The sequence below is a fragment of the Thermomonas sp. genome (genome assembly GCF_035369645.1).
Lineage (GTDB): Bacteria > Pseudomonadota > Gammaproteobacteria > Xanthomonadales > Xanthomonadaceae > Thermomonas.
Map to the genome: position 1 here is coordinate 8,017 of NZ_DAOOUM010000038.1, position 19,421 is coordinate 27,437.

Below are 19,421 nucleotides of genomic sequence, written 5' to 3' on the forward strand. Positions count from 1 at the left end.
CCGGCACATTGGCCGCATCGTGTTGGTGGGCGACAAGCTGGTGGGCTTCAGCGGCCCCAGCCGTGCCGCGCAGGCGGTGGTGCGCAGCTTTCCGCACACGTAACTGCGTGAGGCAGGTGGTTATTTGATGATGCGCAGATGGTTGCCGCGCTTAGGCGGTTCTGGCTTGGTTTCCGGTGGCGAGTCCGCCGCTTCAGGTTCTTGCGCTGCCATTTCGGTGGCGTCGCTCTGCGGTTCTTCCGGCATCCCCATGCCCTGCCCGGTTTCACGCGCATAGATGGCGATGACCGCATGCAACGGCACCACCACGCTTTGACTCACACCACCGAAGCGTGCCGAAAAACGCAGCGCATCATTACCCATTTCCAACCGTGAAACCGCGCGGTCGGCAATATTGAGCACCACTTGCCCATCCTTGACCGTGTGTGCCGGCACGCGCACGCCAGGAGCGCGCGCATTGACCAGCACATGCGGAGTCATGCCGTTATCGACAATCCACTCGTAGATCGCCCGCATCAAGTACGGGCGCTGACTGGTCATTGCAGGGGGCGGTGACTGGGTCATGGTAGGCAACAGTTACAGAGGCACGTCACGCAGCTTTTTTTCTTGTTCGGTCAGGCTGCGTACGAAACCCGGATTGCGGAAAATCCGGTTGCCGTAATCCTCGATGACCTTGCCATCTTTCGGCAACGGCACACCCAGAGCTTCCAAGCGCCAGATAATCGGGGCCATTGCGCAGTCGGCCAGACTCATTTCGGCATTGAGGAAGAATTTGTAAGCCTTGAACAGCGGCAACGATTGCGCCAGTAGTTCTTTCAGGCGCTTGCGGCCCGCTTCGGCCTGCTGCTTGTTGCCCAGCTGGATCGCCTGCACTTGTGGTACCCAGTCGTGCTCGATGCGCAACATCGCAAGCCGCAGACGCGCGCGCGCAAGTGGTTCCACTGGCATCAACGGCGGATGCGGGTAACGCTCATCCAGATATTCGCTGACCACACTGGCGGCGTACAGCACCAAGTCGCGCTCTACCAAGGTTGGCACCGAGTGGTAGGGGTTGAGGTCGATCAGATCTTCTGGCGGGTTTTGTGGATCGACCGCAATGAAGTCATAGGTGACACCTTTGGCCGCCAACACCAGACGCACCCGGTGACACAAAACATCATCCACCGAAGAAAATAAGGTCAAGGCGTTACGCATGCGCGGACTCACAGCCATCATTAGGACAACTCCCACACCCGGACTTCCGGATGCACCTGCGTTGCCCGCAGGATGCGGGCAACCGTCAAGCAACGTTCGATGCGGTCGGCGTCCCTGCCGGGATTACCGCGTCAGTGAACGTCCCGCCAATATTCGTGTTTCAACAACCATGCCATGAAGGCAAAGAACACTAGGAACAAGATCGCCCACACGCCCACGTTTTGACGCTTGAGTGCAGCCGGCTCACCGGCGTACTCCAAGAACGCGGTGATGTCGCGCACAGTCTGGTCAAACTGCTGGGCAGTTTGCCGGCCCGGCTGGCTGATGGTGAAACCTTCCACCGGCAGGTCACCGGTGGCGGTCTTCTTGCCATACACCGGCTGCTGCACGCCTTGCAGTTCCCACAATGGGTTCGGCATCGACGCGTTGGGGAACAGGGTGTTATTCCAGCCTACGGGACGGGTTTCATCCAGATAGAACGACTTCAGATAGGTGTAGATCCAGTCGCTACCACGTACACGGGCAATCACCGACAGATCCGGCGGTGCCTTGCCAAACGCGGACTTGGCCAGCTCGGGCGGCATTGCCGACAGCACATGGTCACCGATCTTGCCGCCACTGAAATTGAGGTTTTGCATCACCTCATCTTCGCTCAGGCCCAGATCTTCACCGATGCGCGCATAGCGCAGGTATTTCAGCGAGTGGCAGCCGCTGCAATAATTCATAAAACCGGCAGCACCGCGTTGCAGCGAGGCCTTGTCAGTCAAGTCGGTGCCCGACTGTTGCAGGTTGCCACCTTCATTGGCGAAGGCCGCCACGGAGAGCAGTGCGCCAGCTACCAGCAGCGCTACGCGGGACAGAAAATTCTTAGTCATGCATCGTCACCCGTTCCGGCACCGGCTTGGTCTTGTCCAGCTTGGACCAGACCGGCATGGTGATGAAGAAAGCGAAATAGAGGAAGGTCAGTACGCGCCCGATGATGGCTTCTACCGGATCCGTGCCGGGGCCGGCACCAATCTTGGCCAACCACAAGAAGCAGAACGCGAACATCAGCAGCATCACCCAGCTCAGCGGGCCACGATAGCGGTAGGACTTGACTGGCGACTTATCCAGCCACGGCACCAGGAACAACATCACGATCGCACCAAACATCACCAATACGCCCCACAGCTTGATCCCGAAGAATGACGGAATCACCCGCAACATGGCGTAATACGGAGTGAAGTACCACACCGGCTTGATATGCGCCGGGGTCACCAGCGGGTTGGCCTCGGTGAAGTTGTCATGCTCCAAGAACCAGCCGCCAAAGGTGGGGGCAAAGAAGATGATGAAAGCGGCAATGATCAGGAAGCAGCCGACATAGAAGGTGTCCTTGACCGTGTAGTACGGATGGAACGGAATGCCGTCGGCGGGTGCGGTCGGCGACCAGCGGTTGCCCTTTGGCCCCTTCTTGATTTCTACGCCGTCGGGGTTGTTGGAGCCCACTTCATGCAGCGCGAAGATGTGCAGCACCACCAACAACAGCAGCACCAGTGGCATCGCAATCACGTGCAGCGCGAAGAAGCGATTCAAAGTGGCATCACCCGGGTTGAAGTCGCCCATGATCCATTCGGTTAGGCCGCCACCAATGACCGGGATCGCGCCGAACAGCGAGATGATGACCTTGGCACCCCAGTACGACATCTGGCCCCACGGCAGCACGTAGCCCATGAAGGCTTCGGCCATCAGCACCAGATAGATCACCATGCCCAGCAGCCACACCAGCTCGCGCGGTTTGCGGTAGCTGCCGTACATCAGGCCACGGAACATGTGCAGATAGATAACAACGAAGAACAGTGAGGCACCGGTGCTGTGCATGTAGCGGATCAGCCAGCCCCAGTCCACATCGCGCATGATGTATTCGACCGAGCCAAACGCTTCCGCCGCGCTGGGCTTGAAGTGCATGGTCAGGAAAATACCGGTGACGATCTGGTTGACCAGCACCACCATCGACAACACCCCGAAGATGTACCAGATGTTGAAATTCTTGGGTGCGTAGTACTCGGTCATGTGCTTGCGGTACGCCGGCATCATGCCGGGTGCACGCGCATTGACCCAGTCCATCACGCCATTGGCGGCATTGCAGACAGTTTCTACGATCTTGTTGGTCATGGCTTACGCAGCTCCTTTCGGATCAACACCAATTACCAGCGTGTTGTCGTTTTCGAAGTGGTAAGGCGGCACCGGCAGATTGGCAGGTGCCGGCTGCGCCTTCAACACGCGCCCGGCAAGGTCATAACGCGATTTGTGGCAGGGGCAGAAATAACCACCCTTCCAGTTCGGGTCAAACGGCTCGGGCTTCACTTCCGGCAAAAATTCCGGGGCACAGCCCAAATGCGTACACACGCCCACCAGCACCGAAATTTCCGGCTTGATCGAGCGCGTGGGGTTTTGCGCGTATTTGGGTTGCTGGTCAGCATTGGCCGAATTGGGGTCGGCCAAGGTGGGATCCAGCGTCTTCATCACATCCAGCATCGCCTTGGTGCGCTTGGCGATGTAGATCGGCTGACCACGCCAGTTGATCACCAGCTGTTGGCCATCGGCCAAGGCACTGATGTCCTGGGTTACCGGCGCACCCGCAAAACGCGCGCGCGCACTGGGGCTCCACGACTTGATGAACGGCACTGCCGCAAACCCGGCACCCACCGCCCCCACCACCGCTGTCGTCGCGGTGAGGAACCGGCGCCTGCCGGTGTTGACCTCTTCGTTGGCCATCCCGCACTCCGTTAGAAAACTGGACACACATGCGACCCACGGCATTTGTCGCCGCTGGACCGCAAAAGACAGGGAAGTGTAACGGAAGCCTTAACGAGCCGACAATCCGCCTTGACTTGGCAAGGCGACGGGATTTAAGCCACTCCGATACCGCTCCGCTAATACCGCCACACGCTGTACATACCGCTGGGTTTCACTGTACGGCGGCACCCCTCCGTACTTGTCCACCGCCCCTTCCCCCGCATTGTAGCCGGCAGCCGCCAGACTCAGATTGCCGTTGAACCGCTTCAGCAACCACGCCAGATATTGCACGCCACCACGAATATTCTGACCGGCATTGAACGCATCCATGACCCCAAACCTGCGCGCGGTGCCGGGCATCAGCTGCATCAAGCCCTGCGCACCCACCCGCGATAGCGCATTGGGATTGAACGCGGATTCGGCATGGATGATGGCACGCACGATGGCCTCATCCACCCCGTGCTCGCGCGCGGCGGCGCGAATTTCATCCTGATAGGCCGTGGTATTCAGTCGCAAGCTGCGGAAATTGAGCCCCGGCAACACCCCGCAGGCATAGCAGGTTTCCATATAGCTGTACTGGATGGTGCGCACCGATGCCGCCGCCATACCCGCCGGACGCACGCTGGTGTAATTGCGCACCCCATCTTTGCCGACATACGCATACACCTGCCCGCGAATCAGCTTGGGCGCTGTCGGCGTAGGCGGCGGCGTGGATGCCGATGGTGCAGCAGCAACGGGGGCCGTCAACACTGGCACGGACGTGGGTGCTTTTTGATCAGTCACCGGCTTGAATGCAAGGGCCGGAGCAACGCCGGCGACTACCGGGCTTGCCGCCTTTACCACCGGCTTGCGCACTGCCACGGGCCGATTGGGGAAATTGCCCACCAGTTTGCAACTACCACCAGCCACACGCTTGCTGACATAGCTGGTGCTGCCGTCGTTCAAATCGCAGCGATAGACCCTGCCGGCAAGGGCAGGCCCCGCCAGCAGCAGCAACGACAATAGTATGGTCACCCGCCCCTTCATGGCCGGCAGTTTTGCGCTATCGCCGCAAGATGGCAAGCCCTTGATTTTTCAAAGCAAGCTGCCGCCACTGATTTACAGCCGTTAGAATGGCCGATTCCCCACCCGGCCCGGACTCAGCACCGCGCCCCGGAGCCTGCCATGACCGACCTGCACGACCTGCCAACCCTGCCCGCTGCTCGCCCTTCTCGCCCCGGCAGCAAAAAGCTTTATATCCAGACCCACGGCTGCCAGATGAACGAGTATGACTCGGCACGAATGGCCGATGTCCTGCATGCCGAAGAAGGCATGGAATTGACCACAAATGCCGACGAAGCCGACGTCATCCTGATCAATACCTGCTCGATCCGCGAAAAAGCACAGGAAAAAGTCTTCAGCCAACTGGGCCGCTGGAAGCGCCTGAAACAAGGCGAGCGCCCGGTGTTGATTGGCGTGGGCGGCTGCGTGGCCTCGCAAGAAGGAGCCGCCATCCTCGACCGTGCGCCGTATGTGGATTTGGTGTTTGGCCCGCAAACCCTGCACCGGCTGCCCGAGCTGCTGCGTGCGCGCCGCGAACAAAACGCGCCGCAGGTGGACATCAGTTTTCCGGAAATCGAAAAATTCGATCGCCTGCCTGAACCACGCGCCGAAGGCCCCACCTCCTTCGTATCGATCATGGAAGGTTGTTCGAAATATTGCTCTTACTGCGTGGTGCCCTATACCCGTGGTGAAGAAATCAGCCGCCCGTTTGAGTCGGTACTGACCGAAGTGGCCGAGCTGGCCGCGCAGGGCGTGCGTGAGGTGAACTTGTTGGGCCAGAACGTCAATGCCTACCGTGGCCCGCTGGGTGATGGCGAGGACACTGCAGATTTGGCGCTGTTGATCCGCGCCATTGCCGAGATCGACGGCATTGGCCGTATTCGCTTCACCACCTCGCACCCACTGGAATTTTCTGATTCACTGGTGGAGGCCTACCGCGACGTGCCTAAGCTGGCCAACTATCTGCACCTGCCAGTACAAGCCGGCAGCGACCGTATTTTGTCGGCGATGAAACGCGGCTACACGGCGCTGGAATTCAAGCAAAAAATTCGCAAGCTGCGTGCGGTGCGGCCGGATATTTCGGTGTCCTCGGACTTCATCGTCGGCTTCCCGGGCGAAACCGCTGCGGACTTTGAAAAGACCATGAAATTGATCGAAGACGTGGGCTTCGACCAAAGCTTCTCGTTCATTTATTCCCGTCGCCCTGGCACCCCGGCATCCGACTTGGAAGACACCACCTCCAGCGAAGAAAAACACGCGCGCCTCGACCGCCTGCAAAAACATATCAGTGCGCACGCGGCCACGATTTCGCAGGCGATGGTGGGTAGCGTGCAAACCGTGCTGGTGGAAGGCCCATCGCGCAAAGATCCGAACGAGTTGACCGGCAAGACCGAAAATATGCGCTCGGTGAACTTTGCCGGCCATCCTCGCCTGATTGGTCAATTTGTCGATGTGCAGATCACCCAGGCGATGAGCAATTCGCTACGCGGGGAATGCAGGCACGCCTAGCAGATGCCCGATCGACATCTGCTGCGCCATGGATGGCAGTGGCGCCTTTCCCTGCCGTCTAATTCAGGCCTGGCACCGCGCTTAATCGCTCGTTGACATGCGCGTATCCTTTCGGATACATTGCGGTGTGAGCACTTTCCTTCGCACCTCGGAGTTCGACGCATGGCTCAAAGACCTGCGCGACCCCATCGCAAAGGCTCGTGTCATTGCCCGTATCCGCTCCGCAGAAGCGGGAAACTTCGGAGACTGTGCACCCGTTGGTGAAGGCATCTCGGAAATGCGGGTACATGTCGGCCCCGGCTATCGTCTGTACTACTGCCGCAGAGGCGAGATCACCTATTTGCTTTTGTGCGCGGGAGACAAGTCTTCCCAGCCAAAGGACATTCGTACTGCTAAAGCTCTCTTGAAGAGCTTGGAGGCCCCATGAAGAACATTGCCGCATTTGACGCCGCCGACTACCTCGACAATGACGTTGTTATTGCGGAGTACCTCAACGCCGCGCTGGAGGATGAAAATCCAAACGTCTTCCTTCAGGCCATCGCTGACGTCGCCAAAGCCCGTGGCATGAGCAAACTTGCCAAGGACACTGGGCTTGGCCGTGAGAGTCTGTACAAAGCACTAGCTCCAGGCGCAAAGCCGAGATATGACACCATCATCAAATTGGTGCGCGCATTGGGTGTTGAGCTACACACAACGCCAGTTCATGCAAGCCAGACCTAACAATTCGTTCAAGCCGAACCCGCTTCGTGGCGGCTTAACTCAGGCGTAAGCCGTCTAATCCAGCCGTTTATGAAAGCGCAAGATGGCCAACGTCATCATCGCCACACTGAAACCCGCCAGCGCCAGTGCATCAGGCCATAGTTCCAACAGCCCGGCGCCGCGTAACATGACGCCACGAATCAAGCGGATGAAATGGGTCAACGGCAGCACTTCCGCCAGCCACTGCACGACCTTCGGCATGCCATCGAAAGGAAACATGAAACCAGACAGCATGATCGATGGTAGGAACAAGAAAAATGCCATCTGCATCGACTGAAACTGGGTTTTAGCCATGGTCGAAACCAGCAGACCCAAGCTGAGGTTGGCCACGATCAACAGTACCGAAGCTGCATACACATCCCATAACGTGCCATGTACCGGGACTTGAAACAGCCACGCGCCCAACACCAGCACCAAGGTCGCCTGCACTAACCCGGCAGCGATGTAGGGCAAGACTTTGCCGATCATCAATTCGGCGCTGGTGACCGGCGTGGTGATGAGTAATTCGAGATTGCCACGTTCGCGCTCACGGACAATGGCCATGGCAGTGAACATCACCATGGTCATGGTCAAGATGACGCCTATCAGTCCCGGCACGACATTGATCGCGGCGATGCGACGCGGGTTGTACAGCGGCAATACGCTGATTTGCGCAGGTCCTGCGACGCGCTGGCCTTCTAGTGGCATTTGCGCCAACTGGCGAGCACTGGCTTGCACAGATGTATCGCTACCATCGACGATCACTTGCACGGCTTCACGACCATCCAAGCGGCGACGCTCGTAATCGGCCGGGATCAAAATACCAATCCGGATCTGCCCTGCCTGCAACAGTGCCTGCAATTCTTGCGGCGTGCGCGCACCTGCCACCGACCGCACGATATCGGTGGCAAACATGTCCTGCACCAAGGCACGCGAACCCGCCGTATTGGCCATGTCGGCGACGGCGGCGGGCAGGTGCCGTACATCCGGATTGATGGCATAACCAAACAACAACAATTGCATGCTGGGGATGCCGATCATCATCGCCACCGTCATGCGATCGCGTGCCATTTGCCGTAGTTCTTTCCACATCACCGCGAAGATTTGTTGCAGCTTCATGCCGCGACCTCCACCACACGATGCTGGGTGGCAGACACAAATACATCTTCCAAATTCGGGGCAATGGCGGACACCGTTGCGCTGATGCCCTGCGCTTGCAATGCACGCGCCACGCGCGTGCCGGCATCGCCATCGTCCATACACAGCACCCGCAATTCATTACCGATCTGGGCCACGCTGAGAACGCCCGCCACCGCATGCAGCGCGGTCTGAGCACGGCGCGGCTCCTGCGCTTGCACGCCCAAAGTGCGACCCTGCAAGCCTGCGGTCAGGGCGGTGGGTGTGCCATCGGCGACCAGGCGACCACGATCAAGAATGGCGATGCGATGGCAGCGCTCGGCTTCATCCATGTAGTGCGTGGATACCAAGATTGTGGTGCCGGCATCGGCCAGATCGAATAATTTTTCCCAAAATCCGCGCCGCGATTCCGGATCAACCGCGCTGGTGGGCTCATCCAGAAACAGTAGTTCGGGCTGATGCACCACGGCGCCAGCCAGCGCCAGACGTTGCTTTTGGCCGCCACTCATGGTGCCGGCCAACTGACCGGCACGGTCGGCCAGGTCGTAGGTGTGCAACAACGTCTCCACCCGTTGCCGGCGCAGTGCGCGCGGCAGGCCTTGTACCGTGGCGAGAAATTCTAGGTTTTCGCGGACACTCAGGTCTTCGTACAGCGAAAATTTTTGTGTCATGTAACCAATACGCCGGCGCAGGGCTTCGGCTTGCTCTGGGATGCGCAGGCCCAGCACGTCGATTTGCCCAGCACTGGGCGTCAGCAGTCCACACAACATGCGGATGGTGGTGGATTTACCGGATCCATTCGGCCCCAGAAAGCCATACACGCAGGCACGCGGCACCCGTAGATCCACTTGATCCACCGCCAACAATCCGCCAAAACGCTTGCTCAGGCCGCGTGCGTGGATGGCATCGGCAGGCTCACCGACCATGTGTGACGCCTGCAAATTCCACCCGCACCGGTACCCCCGCCGGCAAGCCTGCCGGTGCATCCAGGACGATTTCGGCCAAATAGCTCAGGCGCGCTGCATCGTCACCACTTAGTGCGTAGTACGGGGTGAATACCGGTTCGCTGCGCACCATCCGCACATGCCCAGGCAACGCACCCGCGTGGCCATCCACAAACACTTGCGCTGCCTGCCCCGGCTTCACGTGTACACGCAGTGGCTCGGGCACATAAACGCGCGCATACGGCACGTTGCCCACCAATAAAATGGCTAGGGGTGAACCAACCGGAGCCTGGTCGCCAAGTTTGTACGGCAGGCTGTCCACCCGGCCATCGCGCGGTGCGGTGATATCGAGTTTGCCCAACGTGGCCGCTTGCACCGCAGCCTGCGCCTGCGCCGCCGCTGCCGCGGCTTCGCCCTGCTGGATGCGCTCGCTGCGGGTACCGTGCAGCAGTTCGTCCAACGCAGCCTGTGCGGCCCGCAATTGGCCATCGGCATTGCCGGTCGCCGCGCGTGCACGATCGACCTCGGCCGCCGCCACCAACTGCCGTTGCCCCAAGGTGCGCAGGCGAGCATACGCCGCACGTGCATCCACGGCCTGTGCCTGTACTGCCGCGACACTGGCGCGGGCTTGTGCGATCTGCTCCTGGCGTGGCCCGGCGCGCAACTCCGCCAAGGCCTCACTGCTTTGCCGCGCCTGTGCTTGCGCTGCATCGGCTTGCGCACGCGTGCGGGTCACCTCCAGTTGCATCAGACGCGTGCCCGCGGTCACCTGCTGGCCCTCATGCACATCGATGGCCACGATTCTTTCCGCCGCTGGCGATGGCAAGGTGATGCGATCCCATTCCAGTGTACCCAACACCTGCGGCGCCGGCTTGCTGCAGCCAGCAACGGCAAGGGCGGCCAGCGCGGTGGCGATGGCAAATGGTTTGTTCATGGTGTCAGCTCCAAGCCACGATCCAGTAGCGCCAGTGCATGCCGTCGCACATCCTGCATCCCAAGATCATGCGCATCGAACAACTCCCGCCAAATTGCAGCCCCAGCTGCAGGCAATAACGTCAACCCCACCAAGGTGGGTAGCAGTAAGCGCGGATCCAGTTGCGGGTTCATGCCCCCTTCTCGTTGCGCCTTTTGGAACCGCAGCAACAATAACTGCGACAACTCCGGTGCCACTTTGGTCAGCAACAAATCGCGTAATGCCCCGCCTTCGCACAGCACCTCGCGTACCCACAACTGCGGCCACCATGGGTGCAGCGCCACCGCTTGCATCACCCCATCGACAAACCCCAGCACCAGCGATGACATGTCATCGCCCGCCTCCAGCAAATGTGCGCGGATCAGGTGAAAAACCGGCAGCACTCGCGCCTCCACCACTGCCGCAAGTAGTTGCGCTTTGTCGCCGAAGTAGTAATGCAATAGCGCCGGTGTAACCCCGGCCTGTTTGGCGATTTCGCGCAGCGACGTGCCAGCGATCCCATGCGCCACAAAGCACGCCAGGGCCGCATCCAATACACCCTCGCGCTGATCCAGCGTATCCGCCACCGGCCGGCCCGGCGCTCGCTTACGGGATGCCGGGGACTTCTTTTGCGCTTTGATAGTATCCATTTCACATATTTAATTGATTGATTAATTAAATGTCAAGTCAAGACAACCGTTCACCCCATGCCAGCCATCGCGTTACCCTTTGCACCATGAATCAACACCCCGACTTCACCCTCACCCCCGACGACCTGGAACGCTTGGCCAATCTGTGCGGCCCGTTCGACGCGCATTTGCGCTTGATCGAGTTGCGCATGGGTGTGGAAATTGCCAACCGTGGCAGCGTGTTTCGCATCCATGGTGACGCAGAAGCGGCCGCGCAGACCCAGCGCCTGCTGCAACAGCTCTATGCCGATACCGAACACGAAGTGCTCGATGAACATGCCATCCATCTTCGCTTGGGTGCATATCGCGACGTCACAACCACCACAGCATCAACACCCGCCGATCCGATGCAAGACATCGCCGTGCGGGTCAAGCGCGGCACCTTGCGTGGGCGCGGCACCAACCAGCGCAACTATCTGCACGCCATCGCCAGTCACGACATCAATTTTGGCGTGGGCCCGGCCGGTACCGGCAAAACCTATCTCGCGGTTGCGATGGCGGTGGACGCACTGAATCAGTCGCGTGTGCAGCGCGTGATTCTGGTACGCCCAGCGGTGGAAGCCGGAGAAAAACTGGGGTTTCTGCCCGGCGATTTGACCCAAAAAGTTGATCCGTATCTGCGTCCGCTTTACGACGCACTCTATGAAATGCTCGGGCTTGAAAAAGTGGCGCGGTTGCTGGAGCGCAACGTCATCGAGATCGCGCCGCTGGCTTATATGCGCGGACGCACGCTCAACGATGCCTTCGTGATTCTCGACGAAGCGCAAAACACCAGTATCGAACAGATGAAGATGTTCCTGACCCGGCTGGGGTTTGGCAGCACCGCCGTCATCACCGGCGATGTCACCCAAATCGATTTACCCAAGCACCAGAAATCCGGCTTGAAAGATGTCATCGAAGTGCTACGCGGAGTGGACGGTGTCAGCTTCACCTTCTTCGAATCCCGCGACGTGGTACGACACCCGCTGGTGGCACGCATCGTCAATGCCTATGAGGCGCGCGACGCCGCCGCCGTGCAGGGGTAAGATCACAGTATGACCCAAGGCCCCGTTCGTCTCGATGTTGCCGTTGGCTATGCGCTACCGCGTGCGGGGATTCCTGCGGCGGCGAGTTTTCGCAAATGGGTGTCGGCAGCATTGGCTGGTCGCATTCGTGAGGCCGATTTGGCTATTCGCATCGTGGATTGCGAAGAAGGCCGTGCCCTGAACCGCCACTATCGCGGCAAAGATTACGCCACCAATGTGCTGAGCTTCCCGGCGGAGCTGCCGGAAGGCCTGCCCAAAGGGGTGAAACTGCCCTTATTGGGCGATTTGGTGATTTGCGCACCCGTCGTGGCCCGCGAAGCAAACGAGCAAGGCAAGCCGCGCAATGCGCATTACGCACACCTAACTGTGCACGGCTGCTTGCACTTGCTGGGGCTAGACCACATCGACCCGCGCGAAGCTGTTGCAATGGAACAACTGGAACGCGATATCTTGGCCGGGCTCGGCCTGCCAGATCCCTATTTGGAAACACCCTAAGCGCAGTTATTTACTTGGTGCAGTGGCCAAGCCCTGCACCTTGACCAAGGCCACGAAACGCGGATCATTGGCATAGCGCGAGATATACGGCATGTAGCGGATTTCCGCTAACCCCGGATCGCCGGATTGACGCGCAGCTTCCAACCAATGAAACATTTGCGCCTCGTCATCGCGCTGGGCATACACGCCGGCGATTTGGGTAGCGGCATCTTTGGCATGTTGACGAATCAAAACCTGTAATTCTTCATCCGACTGGCTGCGATCGCCATTGGCCCAATACGCCATCGCCAGCGCGTAGCTGCGCCATAGCGGTACCGGCTCGCGCTTGGCAATGGTGATGGCCTCACTGGTGCGATTTTGTTGGAAGACCGCCATCGCCAAAAATGCCTGCGCTAGCGGTAAACCCGGCGCCAATTCCAACGCTTCTTTCAATGTGTGCTCGGCCTGTGGGTAATCGGCCTGACTCAAATACACACTGCCCAAGCTATACAACGTGGGGGCCGATAACGGGTTGGTTTTCAGGGCTCCGCGCAGGCTGTCAACGGCTTGATCCAATTGGCCAAACCCGATTTGCCGCAGCGCCAGCATCGACAGCAATTGCGCATTCTGTGGCTGCCGCGCCAAAGCACGCCGCGTGGCATCCAGCGCACCGGCTTGATCGTGGGCTACCGTCGCCAGCCAGACAGCATTGGCAAGTTGTGCCTCTGCCAGATCATCCGCCAAGCGCAGCGCCGCTGCGGCATCCCGACGTGCCATTTCGGCTTGATTGCCAGCGTCGGTTTCATCCAATGGAAACTGTGTAATCTGGCGCACCCGCGCCTGCGCCAGGCGTGCATGCGCATAGGCGTAATTGGGGTCCAGATCTACCGCACGCTGATACGCATCAACAGCTTGCCGTGCACTGAAAATATCGGCCTGGGTTGCCAACGCATCCCCACGCAATACGGCGGCATATGCCTCGGTGTTGCCATTGGGTGGGCGATCATCCTGCGTTGGCTTTGCCGCATCGCCGGTGTTCATGGCCTTGGCCAGCGCTGCCACGATCTCGTCTTGCAAGCCAAACAATTCACCGTCGACGCGTTGGTAATGCTGCGACCACAGGCTGCTGCCATCATCGGCCAAGATCAACTCCACATCCAGCCGCAACACACCTGCTTGCCGTTGCACACGCCCACGCAGCAAATGTGTTGCGCCCAGTGTTTCGCCAATCACACTATTGAGTTCGCTGGAATTGCGATAGCGAAATGCCGATTCACGGCTGATGGTGGCCACCCCTGGTAACAAAGCCAGCGCACGTGTGAAGTGGTCGGCCATCCCATCGGCAAATGCTTGCGCGTCAGGGTCATTGCCCGTCGCTGGCATGGGCAGCACTGCGACCACGCGGCTAATTTCCTGGTCTGCCACAGCCGCAGTGACGCGCGCCGTCGGGGTAGCTACCGGGGTAGCACTGGGTGCACGGCTGCATGCACCACAAGCCAGCAGCAATGCCACCGGCAGCGCCAGCAAAAGATTCCGGTGAACTCGGGTTTGTCTGGCCTTGCTGACCTCTGCCTGCATCCTCAAATCCCCATGCTTGGTGTCAATCTGCATTGAGCAACGCAAATCCGACGGATGCAAGCATAAGTCCCGTCGATTATTGGCATGTTGGCGACCATGGCCATGTTCAACCGCAAGATTCGTTAGACTTTACAGGTATACATCACAAGGCCCCCACGCCCCATGTCCGAGGACGACAGTCGGCACACCGCCGACTCTGACGAAAGACCCGCCGAAAAGCCGCACCGCTCGTGGCTGGACCGGATCAGCGCAGCGCTATCTGGCGAGCCCACCAGCAGCGAGGATTTGGTCGAATTACTGCGCGATGTGCAAGCCGATGGCGTCATCGGGCCGGATACCCTGCGGATGATGGAAGGTGCCATCGCCATCGCCGACATGACCGTGGGCGATGTAATGGTGGCACGCGCACAAATGGTGGCCTTGCCCGCTGACGGCAAATTGCTGGATTTGATGAAACAGGTGGTGGCGTCTGGCCATTCTCGTTTTCCGGTGCATGGCGAAGACAAAGACGAGATTCTGGGCATCTTGCTGGCCAAAGATTTGCTGCGTGGCGTGGTGGCCGACAACGCCGCATCCAGCATCCACGACTTGTTGCGCCCCGTCGTGCTGATACCTGAATCCAAGAACCTCAACGTACTGCTGCGTGAATTCCGCCAATCACGCAACCATATGGCGATTGTGATTGATGAATACGGTGGTGTGGCCGGTTTGGTCACCATTGAAGATGTGCTGGAACAAATCGTTGGCGAGATCGACGACGAGCATGACGATGCCAGCGACGAAGGCTTGCTGATTGCAGCACAGGCCGATGGGCAATTTGTGGTGGATGCCCTGACCCCGATTGCGGATTTCAATGCGCGCTTTGATGCAGACTTTGATGACGACGAATACGACACCATCGGTGGCCTCGTAACCGCCGAAATTGGGCATCTACCCGAGGCCGGCGAAACTTTGACCTTGGGCCGCTTTAGCTTCCGTGTGGCACGCGCCGACGCGCGCCGCTTGCAAGCCCTGCATGTGGGTGTGCATGCACCGGAGTAAAACGCTGCGCTGGTTATTGGCGCTGTGGCTGCTGGTCGCCAGTGCGCTTCTCCACGCACAACCCGCACCCCCTGCACCGCGTATTGGCGTGTTGACGATGGGGCCAGGTGATGTGTTCTGGGAGCGTTTCGGTCACGATGCCATCGTGGTGAGTGACCCTGCCCAAGGCGCACCCATCAGCTACAACTTTGGCTATTTCGACATGGAAGAAGCCGGCTTCATTGGTCGCTTCATCCGAGGCGACATGCGCTACATGCTGGTGGCGCTACCGCTAGATCAAGATTTGGCCTATTACCGCGAGGTGGGTCGCGGCGCGCGTTTGCAATGGCTAAACCTCGATGCCGCGCAGGCACGCACACTGGCAGCCGCACTGGCTGACAACGCCAAGCCCGAACATGCGCGCTATCGCTACGACTACTACACCAGCAATTGTGCCACCCGCGTGCGTGACGCCCTCAACCAAGCCCTAGGCGGGCGCCTGAAAAAACAACTGGAAAGCCGCTCCAGTGGCGATACTTGGCGCAGTGAGTCGCTGCGCTTGGCCGCACCCGCAGCGTGGATGTGGCTGAGTTTTGATGTCGTACTTGGGCCGGCAGCCGATCGTCCATTGCCCCGTTGGGGGGTCGATTTTGTCCCGCGCCGTCTGGCCGATGATTTGCGTAATGTTACCCGCGCCGATGGCCAACCCTTGGTGGCCACAGAAATCGAACTTCTACCGCAACGACAAGCCGCCGAACCCACCGAGCATGCCATCGCGCTGTGGCCGTGGCTGCTGACAGGTGTGGTGCTGGCCGCATTATTGGCTGGATACGGCCCGCGTTATCCACGCCTGCTGGCGGTCACTGCCGGCAGTGTGTGGCTTGCATGCGGCACAGTCGGCGCGGTCTTGACCTATGCATGGGCATGCACCGAACATCAGGCGATCTGGGCCAATCGCAATTTACTGCTATTCAACCCATTGTGCCTGTTGTTGTTGCCAACGGCATGGGCATGCCTACGCGGACGCGCGCCAACATCACGGGCGCACACCTTGCTGATCGTGATCGCCGTGTTGGCAGGTTTGGCGTGCTTGCCGCTGTGGCTACAAGTGCAGCCCCAACGCAACGGCCACTGGATCGCGCTCTTGTTCCCCATACACTTGGCATTCGCCAATTACTGGGCTACACGCAAGGCTTGATGCCCACCCCCTCTCGGTGCAGGATGCCGCGATGAATACAACCGTCACCCCAACCTGTGTGGTCAATTGCGCCACCTACGACCGTAACGGACACCGCCATGACATCACCCTGGATGCCATCAGCGATGTATTGGCGCAGGATGATGGCAGCTTTGTCTGGGTGGGTCTGTACGAGCCGGAAGAACACTTGTTGGACAAGTTGCAAGAAGAATTTTGTCTGCACGATCTGGCCATTGAAGATGCCCACAACGCACATCAACGACCCAAGCTGGAAGCCTTCGGCAGCACCCTGTTCATCGCCGCACATACCGCGCAACGGGTGGACGACCATGTGTGCTTTGGCGAAACCCATGTGTTTGCCGGGCAGCGGTTTTTGATCACCGTGCGACATGGTGCATCGCTCAGTTACACCCCCGTTCGGCAGCGACTGGAACGTGATCCCAAAACCTTGGCGCAGGGACCTGCTGCCGCACTGCACGCGGTGCTGGATTTCATCGTGGACAACTACCAGCCCATCGCAGTGGCCTTTGAACAAGAGCTGGATGCATTGGAACAGGACGTCTTTGCCGAAAGCTACAAACGCGGCACCATTCGGCGGCTCTACCAATTGCGCAAAGAGTTGACCCGAATGCGGATGGCGGTCACCCCGATGCAAGACATTTTGGCACAGCTGATGCGCACTCCCGCCATCACTATTCCCGATGTGGTGCGTCCCTATCTGCGCGATGTGCACGATCACGCGGTGCGGGTCGGCGACACCATCGACACCTTGCGCGAAATGGTCGCTGCTGCGATGAACGTGAACCTGTCACTGGTGACAGTGGCGCAGGGCGAAATCGTCAAGAAGCTGGCCGGCTGGGCTGGGTTGCTGGCCGCACCCACCTTGATCACCAGTTGGTACGGCATGAACTTCCAAAACATGCCCGAGCTACATGGCCGTTATGCCTATCCGGTTTTGATTGGCGTGGTGGCACTGGCCTGCACTGGCCTGTATGCCTATCTGCGCAAGATCGACTGGTTGTGACGCCATACCATCGGCATTACATGCCGGCCAATGCCCGCAACATCAACCCGGTGAAATACGCCAACACGGTACCCGTGGCATAGCCCAGCGTGCCGAGCAATGCGCCCACTGGGGCCAGCGATGGATGGAACGCCGTCGCCACCACCGGCGCACTGGCCGGGCCACCGATATGGCTTTGTGAGCCGATGGCGAAATAAAACAGCGGCACATTGAGCCAGCGCCCCACCAGCCACAACAACACGATATGAAAGCCCAGCCAGACCACGCCCAAGAGCAGCAGCAGGGGCTTTTCGAACAGCGCGCCAATTTCCATTTGCATGCCAATCGAGGCAATCAAGTAGTACAGCAGCAAGGTGCCAATTGTCGATGCGCCGGCACCTTCCAGCGCGCGCGCGCGGGTAAAACTCAACCCCAAACCGACTAAGGTGCACAGCCCCACGATCCACACAAACGGCGCATCCAGACTCACCTGCGCCGCCCACGACACATGCGCGCCAAACCATGCCGATAGCGGCTCCGCCAGGGCATGCGCCAGGCCTACCGTGCCAAACGCAATCCCCATGATGACCATCAAATCGGTCAATGTAGGAATGCGTTCGTGCTGCGTGCGGTAGGCTTCAACCCGCTGTTTCAGATCATCCAGTGCTACCGTGTCGGCCCGGCTGCGTGCGTCGATCTTGGCTGCGCGCTGCGCCAGCATCAACAACGCCGCCATCCACGCATAGCCCACCCCCACATCGACCACCGCAAAGCGGCCAAAGGTGGTGGCATCCACATCAAAAATTTCTTTCATCGCCATCATGTTGGCACCGCCGCCAATCCAGCTACCGGCCAGCGTGGCCATGCCGGCCCAGGTGTCGCCCGCCATGGTCTGCGGGGCGATGGCACGCATGCTGATAAAGGCCAATGCCGCACCCAAGATAATGCTGACCGACGTCGCCGCGTACATCGCCAACAACTTGGGCCCCAACTTGAGGATGGCTTTCAAGTCCACTGCCATGGTCAACAGCACCAACGCCGCCGGCAACAGCACCCGGCTGGCCACCGGGTTGTACAGCTTGCTGTGCGCACCGTCGATCAGGCCGATGGAGTTGTAGATACCGGGCAGCAAATAGCACAGCAGCAACGGCGGCACCACGCCGTAAAATTTTTGCCAACCGCCGGGTCTGGATGCGCTCCAAAACACCGCGCCCAAGGTAGCGGCGATCAGGCCGAAGATGACGATGTCGTTGTGGATGATGGCTTGTGGCACTTCGACCTGAGTCATTGCATTCCTTATGTTCCCGATGGCGCCTGGTGCCGGGTATTCGCTGCACGGCTCGCAATGCCGCTACGCGAATCCCACGACGCCCTCGCCATCGGCATCCGGGTTACTGCCCGATGTATTGCTTCAACCACGCATTGACGTTGTCATGCCATTGCACGCTGTTTTGCGGTTTCAGGACCCAATGATTCTCGTCCGGGAAGTACAGGAACTTGGACGGCACGCCCTTGCGCTGCAATGCACTGAACAGTGCAATCCCCTGCTCCACCGGGATGCGGAAATCCTGCTGCCCATGCACCACCAGCATCGGCACCTTGAAGTTGGCCACATGGTTGGACGGGTTGAATTTTTGATGGCCTTGCGGGTTGTCGTAAGGGGTGCCGCCGTTTTCCCATTCGGAGAACCAAAGTTCTTCGGTGGCGTAACTCATGGCGTGGTTTTCGAACACGCCATCGTGCGAGACCAGGCACTTGAAGGGTGCATTGCCCGCCTTGTCGTACCAGTTACCTTCGATCCAATTGATCATGAAGCCGCCATAGCTGGCCCCCAGTGCGCAGGCTTTGCCGCCATCCAGAAATGCATATTTTTTCTGCGCAGCGTCCCAACCTTTTTGCAGGTCTTCCAGCGGACGGTCGCCCCAGTGCTGGCTAATCGCATCGGTAAACGCCTGGCCGTAGCCGGTGCTGCCGTGGAAGTCGATCATCACCACCGCATAGCCTTGCCCCGCATAGGTTTGCGGGTTCCAGCGGTAGCTCCAGCCATCGCCAAAACTGCCCTGCGGGCCGCCGTGAATCAAGAATGCCACCGGATATTTTTTGCCCGGCTTGTAGTTCCACGGCTTGACCACATAGCCGTGCAC

Annotated in this window: 21 protein-coding genes; 8 read left to right on the plus strand and 13 right to left on the minus strand. The window is 59.4% G+C overall.

The features are described from left to right. Positions 1–120 precede the first annotated feature (120 nt). From PK789_RS08400 to PK789_RS08425, 6 genes are all read right to left on the minus strand, one after another. Positions 121–564 (minus strand): ClpXP protease specificity-enhancing factor, encoded by a 444-nt coding sequence (locus tag PK789_RS08400; protein WP_324308323.1) that lies wholly within the window; start codon positions 562–564, stop codon positions 121–123. A gap of 12 nt (positions 565–576) precedes the next feature. After that, on the minus strand, positions 577–1,212 hold the full coding sequence (locus PK789_RS08405; RefSeq protein WP_324308342.1) for a glutathione S-transferase N-terminal domain-containing protein: 636 nt from the start codon (positions 1,210–1,212) through the stop codon (positions 577–579). 113 nt (positions 1,213–1,325) lie between these two features. Then, entirely contained in the window at positions 1,326–2,069 is a 744-nt protein-coding gene (locus tag PK789_RS08410) for a cytochrome c1 (protein WP_324308324.1), read from the minus strand. Continuing rightward, entirely contained in the window at positions 2,062–3,345 is a 1,284-nt protein-coding gene (locus tag PK789_RS08415; protein WP_324308325.1) for a cytochrome b, read from the minus strand. The genes PK789_RS08410 and PK789_RS08415 overlap by 8 nt, the downstream gene beginning before the upstream one ends. A 3-nt stretch (positions 3,346–3,348) precedes the next feature. Continuing rightward, entirely contained in the window at positions 3,349–3,948 is a 600-nt protein-coding gene (gene petA / locus PK789_RS08420; protein WP_324308326.1) for a ubiquinol-cytochrome c reductase iron-sulfur subunit, read from the minus strand. A 90-nt stretch (positions 3,949–4,038) separates the two neighbouring features. Next, positions 4,039–4,995, minus strand: a complete 957-nt coding sequence (locus PK789_RS08425) for a lytic transglycosylase domain-containing protein (RefSeq protein ID WP_324308327.1) — start codon at positions 4,993–4,995, stop codon at positions 4,039–4,041. A gap of 138 nt (positions 4,996–5,133) precedes the next feature. Here PK789_RS08425 and miaB point away from each other — a divergent pair, with 138 nt between their 5' ends. From miaB to PK789_RS08440, 3 genes are all read left to right on the plus strand, one after another. Then, positions 5,134–6,519 (plus strand): tRNA (N6-isopentenyl adenosine(37)-C2)-methylthiotransferase MiaB, encoded by a 1,386-nt coding sequence (gene miaB, locus PK789_RS08430; RefSeq protein ID WP_324308328.1) that lies wholly within the window; start codon positions 5,134–5,136, stop codon positions 6,517–6,519. A 127-nt stretch (positions 6,520–6,646) separates the two neighbouring features. Then, complete coding sequence (locus PK789_RS08435) at positions 6,647–6,946, plus strand: type II toxin-antitoxin system RelE/ParE family toxin (RefSeq protein ID WP_324308329.1); 300 nt, start codon at positions 6,647–6,649, stop codon at positions 6,944–6,946. Further along, the gene (locus PK789_RS08440) at positions 6,943–7,239 is read left to right on the plus strand and encodes an addiction module antidote protein (RefSeq protein ID WP_324308330.1); all 297 of its coding nucleotides are present in this window, start codon (positions 6,943–6,945) and stop codon (positions 7,237–7,239) included. The genes PK789_RS08435 and PK789_RS08440 overlap by 4 nt, the downstream gene beginning before the upstream one ends. Before the next feature lie 54 nt (positions 7,240–7,293). Here the strand turns inward: PK789_RS08440 and PK789_RS08445 are convergent, their stop codons facing one another. From PK789_RS08445 to PK789_RS08460, 4 genes are read right to left on the minus strand one after another with little or no spacing between them, the layout of a single operon-like run. Beyond that, positions 7,294–8,376 (minus strand): ABC transporter permease, encoded by a 1,083-nt coding sequence (locus PK789_RS08445; RefSeq protein ID WP_324308331.1) that lies wholly within the window; start codon positions 8,374–8,376, stop codon positions 7,294–7,296. Continuing rightward, positions 8,373–9,296, minus strand: coding sequence for an ABC transporter ATP-binding protein (locus PK789_RS08450; RefSeq protein WP_324308343.1), 924 nt, complete (start codon positions 9,294–9,296; stop codon positions 8,373–8,375). Before PK789_RS08450 ends, PK789_RS08445 begins: the two co-directional genes overlap by 4 nt. Positions 9,297–9,309: 13 nt before the next feature. Continuing rightward, positions 9,310–10,272, minus strand: a complete 963-nt coding sequence (locus PK789_RS08455) for an HlyD family secretion protein (protein WP_324308332.1) — start codon at positions 10,270–10,272, stop codon at positions 9,310–9,312. Then, entirely contained in the window at positions 10,269–10,940 is a 672-nt protein-coding gene (locus tag PK789_RS08460) for a TetR/AcrR family transcriptional regulator (protein WP_324308333.1), read from the minus strand. Before PK789_RS08460 ends, PK789_RS08455 begins: the two co-directional genes overlap by 4 nt. 86 nt (positions 10,941–11,026) lie before the next feature. On the opposite strand from PK789_RS08460, the gene PK789_RS08465 reads away from it, so the two are divergent. Together PK789_RS08465 and ybeY are read left to right on the plus strand one after the other, a co-directional pair. Next, entirely contained in the window at positions 11,027–12,004 is a 978-nt protein-coding gene (locus tag PK789_RS08465) for a PhoH family protein (RefSeq protein ID WP_324308334.1), read from the plus strand. Positions 12,005–12,013: 9 nt separating this feature from the next. After that, positions 12,014–12,499 carry an rRNA maturation RNase YbeY gene (gene ybeY, locus PK789_RS08470; RefSeq protein ID WP_324308335.1) on the plus strand — a complete coding sequence of 162 codons (486 nt, stop codon included), beginning with the start codon at positions 12,014–12,016 and terminating at the stop codon, positions 12,497–12,499. 6 nt (positions 12,500–12,505) lie between these two features. On the opposite strand, the gene PK789_RS08475 is transcribed toward ybeY, so the two are convergent. Continuing rightward, positions 12,506–14,056, minus strand: a complete 1,551-nt coding sequence (locus PK789_RS08475) for a tetratricopeptide repeat protein (RefSeq protein WP_324308336.1) — start codon at positions 14,054–14,056, stop codon at positions 12,506–12,508. Between the two features lie 162 nt (positions 14,057–14,218). Between PK789_RS08475 and PK789_RS08480 the strand changes: the two genes are divergently transcribed. Genes PK789_RS08480 through PK789_RS08490 form a run of 3 tightly spaced genes read left to right on the plus strand, consistent with a single transcriptional unit; the run spans position 14,219 to position 17,298 of the window. After that, the gene (locus tag PK789_RS08480; protein WP_324308337.1) at positions 14,219–15,097 is read left to right on the plus strand and encodes a CorC family transporter; all 879 of its coding nucleotides are present in this window, start codon (positions 14,219–14,221) and stop codon (positions 15,095–15,097) included. Further along, positions 15,084–16,274 (plus strand): lipoprotein N-acyltransferase Lnb domain-containing protein, encoded by a 1,191-nt coding sequence (locus tag PK789_RS08485; RefSeq protein ID WP_324308338.1) that lies wholly within the window; start codon positions 15,084–15,086, stop codon positions 16,272–16,274. The genes PK789_RS08480 and PK789_RS08485 overlap by 14 nt, the downstream gene beginning before the upstream one ends. Positions 16,275–16,305: 31 nt before the next feature. After that, positions 16,306–17,298 (plus strand): magnesium and cobalt transport protein CorA, encoded by a 993-nt coding sequence (locus tag PK789_RS08490; RefSeq protein ID WP_324308339.1) that lies wholly within the window; start codon positions 16,306–16,308, stop codon positions 17,296–17,298. 16 nt (positions 17,299–17,314) lie between these two features. Here the strand turns inward: PK789_RS08490 and PK789_RS08495 are convergent, their stop codons facing one another. Continuing rightward, a complete protein-coding gene (locus tag PK789_RS08495) occupies positions 17,315–18,565 on the minus strand; it encodes a DUF819 family protein (protein ID WP_324308340.1) in 1,251 nt (416 codons plus the stop codon). A 103-nt stretch (positions 18,566–18,668) separates the two neighbouring features. Beyond that, on the minus strand, positions 18,669–19,421 hold a 753-nt coding region (locus PK789_RS08500; RefSeq protein ID WP_324308341.1), incomplete at its 5' end, for a S9 family peptidase.

Excerpts from the sequence above, each read along its gene's own strand:
- PK789_RS08400 (WP_324308323.1), bottom strand. The coding sequence starts at position 564 with ATGACCCAGTCACCGCCCCCTGCAATGACCAGTCAGCGCCCGTACTTG.
- PK789_RS08405 (WP_324308342.1), bottom strand. The coding sequence starts at position 1,212 with ATGGCTGTGAGTCCGCGCATGCGTAACGCCTTGACCTTATTTTCTTCG.
- PK789_RS08410 (WP_324308324.1), bottom strand. The coding sequence starts at position 2,069 with ATGACTAAGAATTTTCTGTCCCGCGTAGCGCTGCTGGTAGCTGGCGCA.
- PK789_RS08415 (WP_324308325.1), bottom strand. The coding sequence starts at position 3,345 with ATGACCAACAAGATCGTAGAAACTGTCTGCAATGCCGCCAATGGCGTG.
- petA (WP_324308326.1), bottom strand. The coding sequence starts at position 3,948 with ATGGCCAACGAAGAGGTCAACACCGGCAGGCGCCGGTTCCTCACCGCG.
- PK789_RS08425 (WP_324308327.1), bottom strand. The coding sequence starts at position 4,995 with ATGAAGGGGCGGGTGACCATACTATTGTCGTTGCTGCTGCTGGCGGGG.
- miaB (WP_324308328.1), top strand. The coding sequence starts at position 5,134 with ATGACCGACCTGCACGACCTGCCAACCCTGCCCGCTGCTCGCCCTTCT.
- PK789_RS08440 (WP_324308330.1), top strand. The coding sequence starts at position 6,943 with ATGAAGAACATTGCCGCATTTGACGCCGCCGACTACCTCGACAATGAC.
- PK789_RS08445 (WP_324308331.1), bottom strand. The coding sequence starts at position 8,376 with ATGAAGCTGCAACAAATCTTCGCGGTGATGTGGAAAGAACTACGGCAA.
- PK789_RS08455 (WP_324308332.1), bottom strand. The coding sequence starts at position 10,272 with ATGAACAAACCATTTGCCATCGCCACCGCGCTGGCCGCCCTTGCCGTT.
- PK789_RS08460 (WP_324308333.1), bottom strand. The coding sequence starts at position 10,940 with ATGGATACTATCAAAGCGCAAAAGAAGTCCCCGGCATCCCGTAAGCGA.
- PK789_RS08465 (WP_324308334.1), top strand. The coding sequence starts at position 11,027 with ATGAATCAACACCCCGACTTCACCCTCACCCCCGACGACCTGGAACGC.
- ybeY (WP_324308335.1), top strand. The coding sequence starts at position 12,014 with ATGACCCAAGGCCCCGTTCGTCTCGATGTTGCCGTTGGCTATGCGCTA.
- PK789_RS08475 (WP_324308336.1), bottom strand. The coding sequence starts at position 14,056 with ATGCAGGCAGAGGTCAGCAAGGCCAGACAAACCCGAGTTCACCGGAAT.
- PK789_RS08480 (WP_324308337.1), top strand. The coding sequence starts at position 14,219 with ATGTCCGAGGACGACAGTCGGCACACCGCCGACTCTGACGAAAGACCC.
- PK789_RS08485 (WP_324308338.1), top strand. The coding sequence starts at position 15,084 with ATGCACCGGAGTAAAACGCTGCGCTGGTTATTGGCGCTGTGGCTGCTG.
- PK789_RS08490 (WP_324308339.1), top strand. The coding sequence starts at position 16,306 with ATGAATACAACCGTCACCCCAACCTGTGTGGTCAATTGCGCCACCTAC.
- PK789_RS08495 (WP_324308340.1), bottom strand. The coding sequence starts at position 18,565 with ATGACTCAGGTCGAAGTGCCACAAGCCATCATCCACAACGACATCGTC.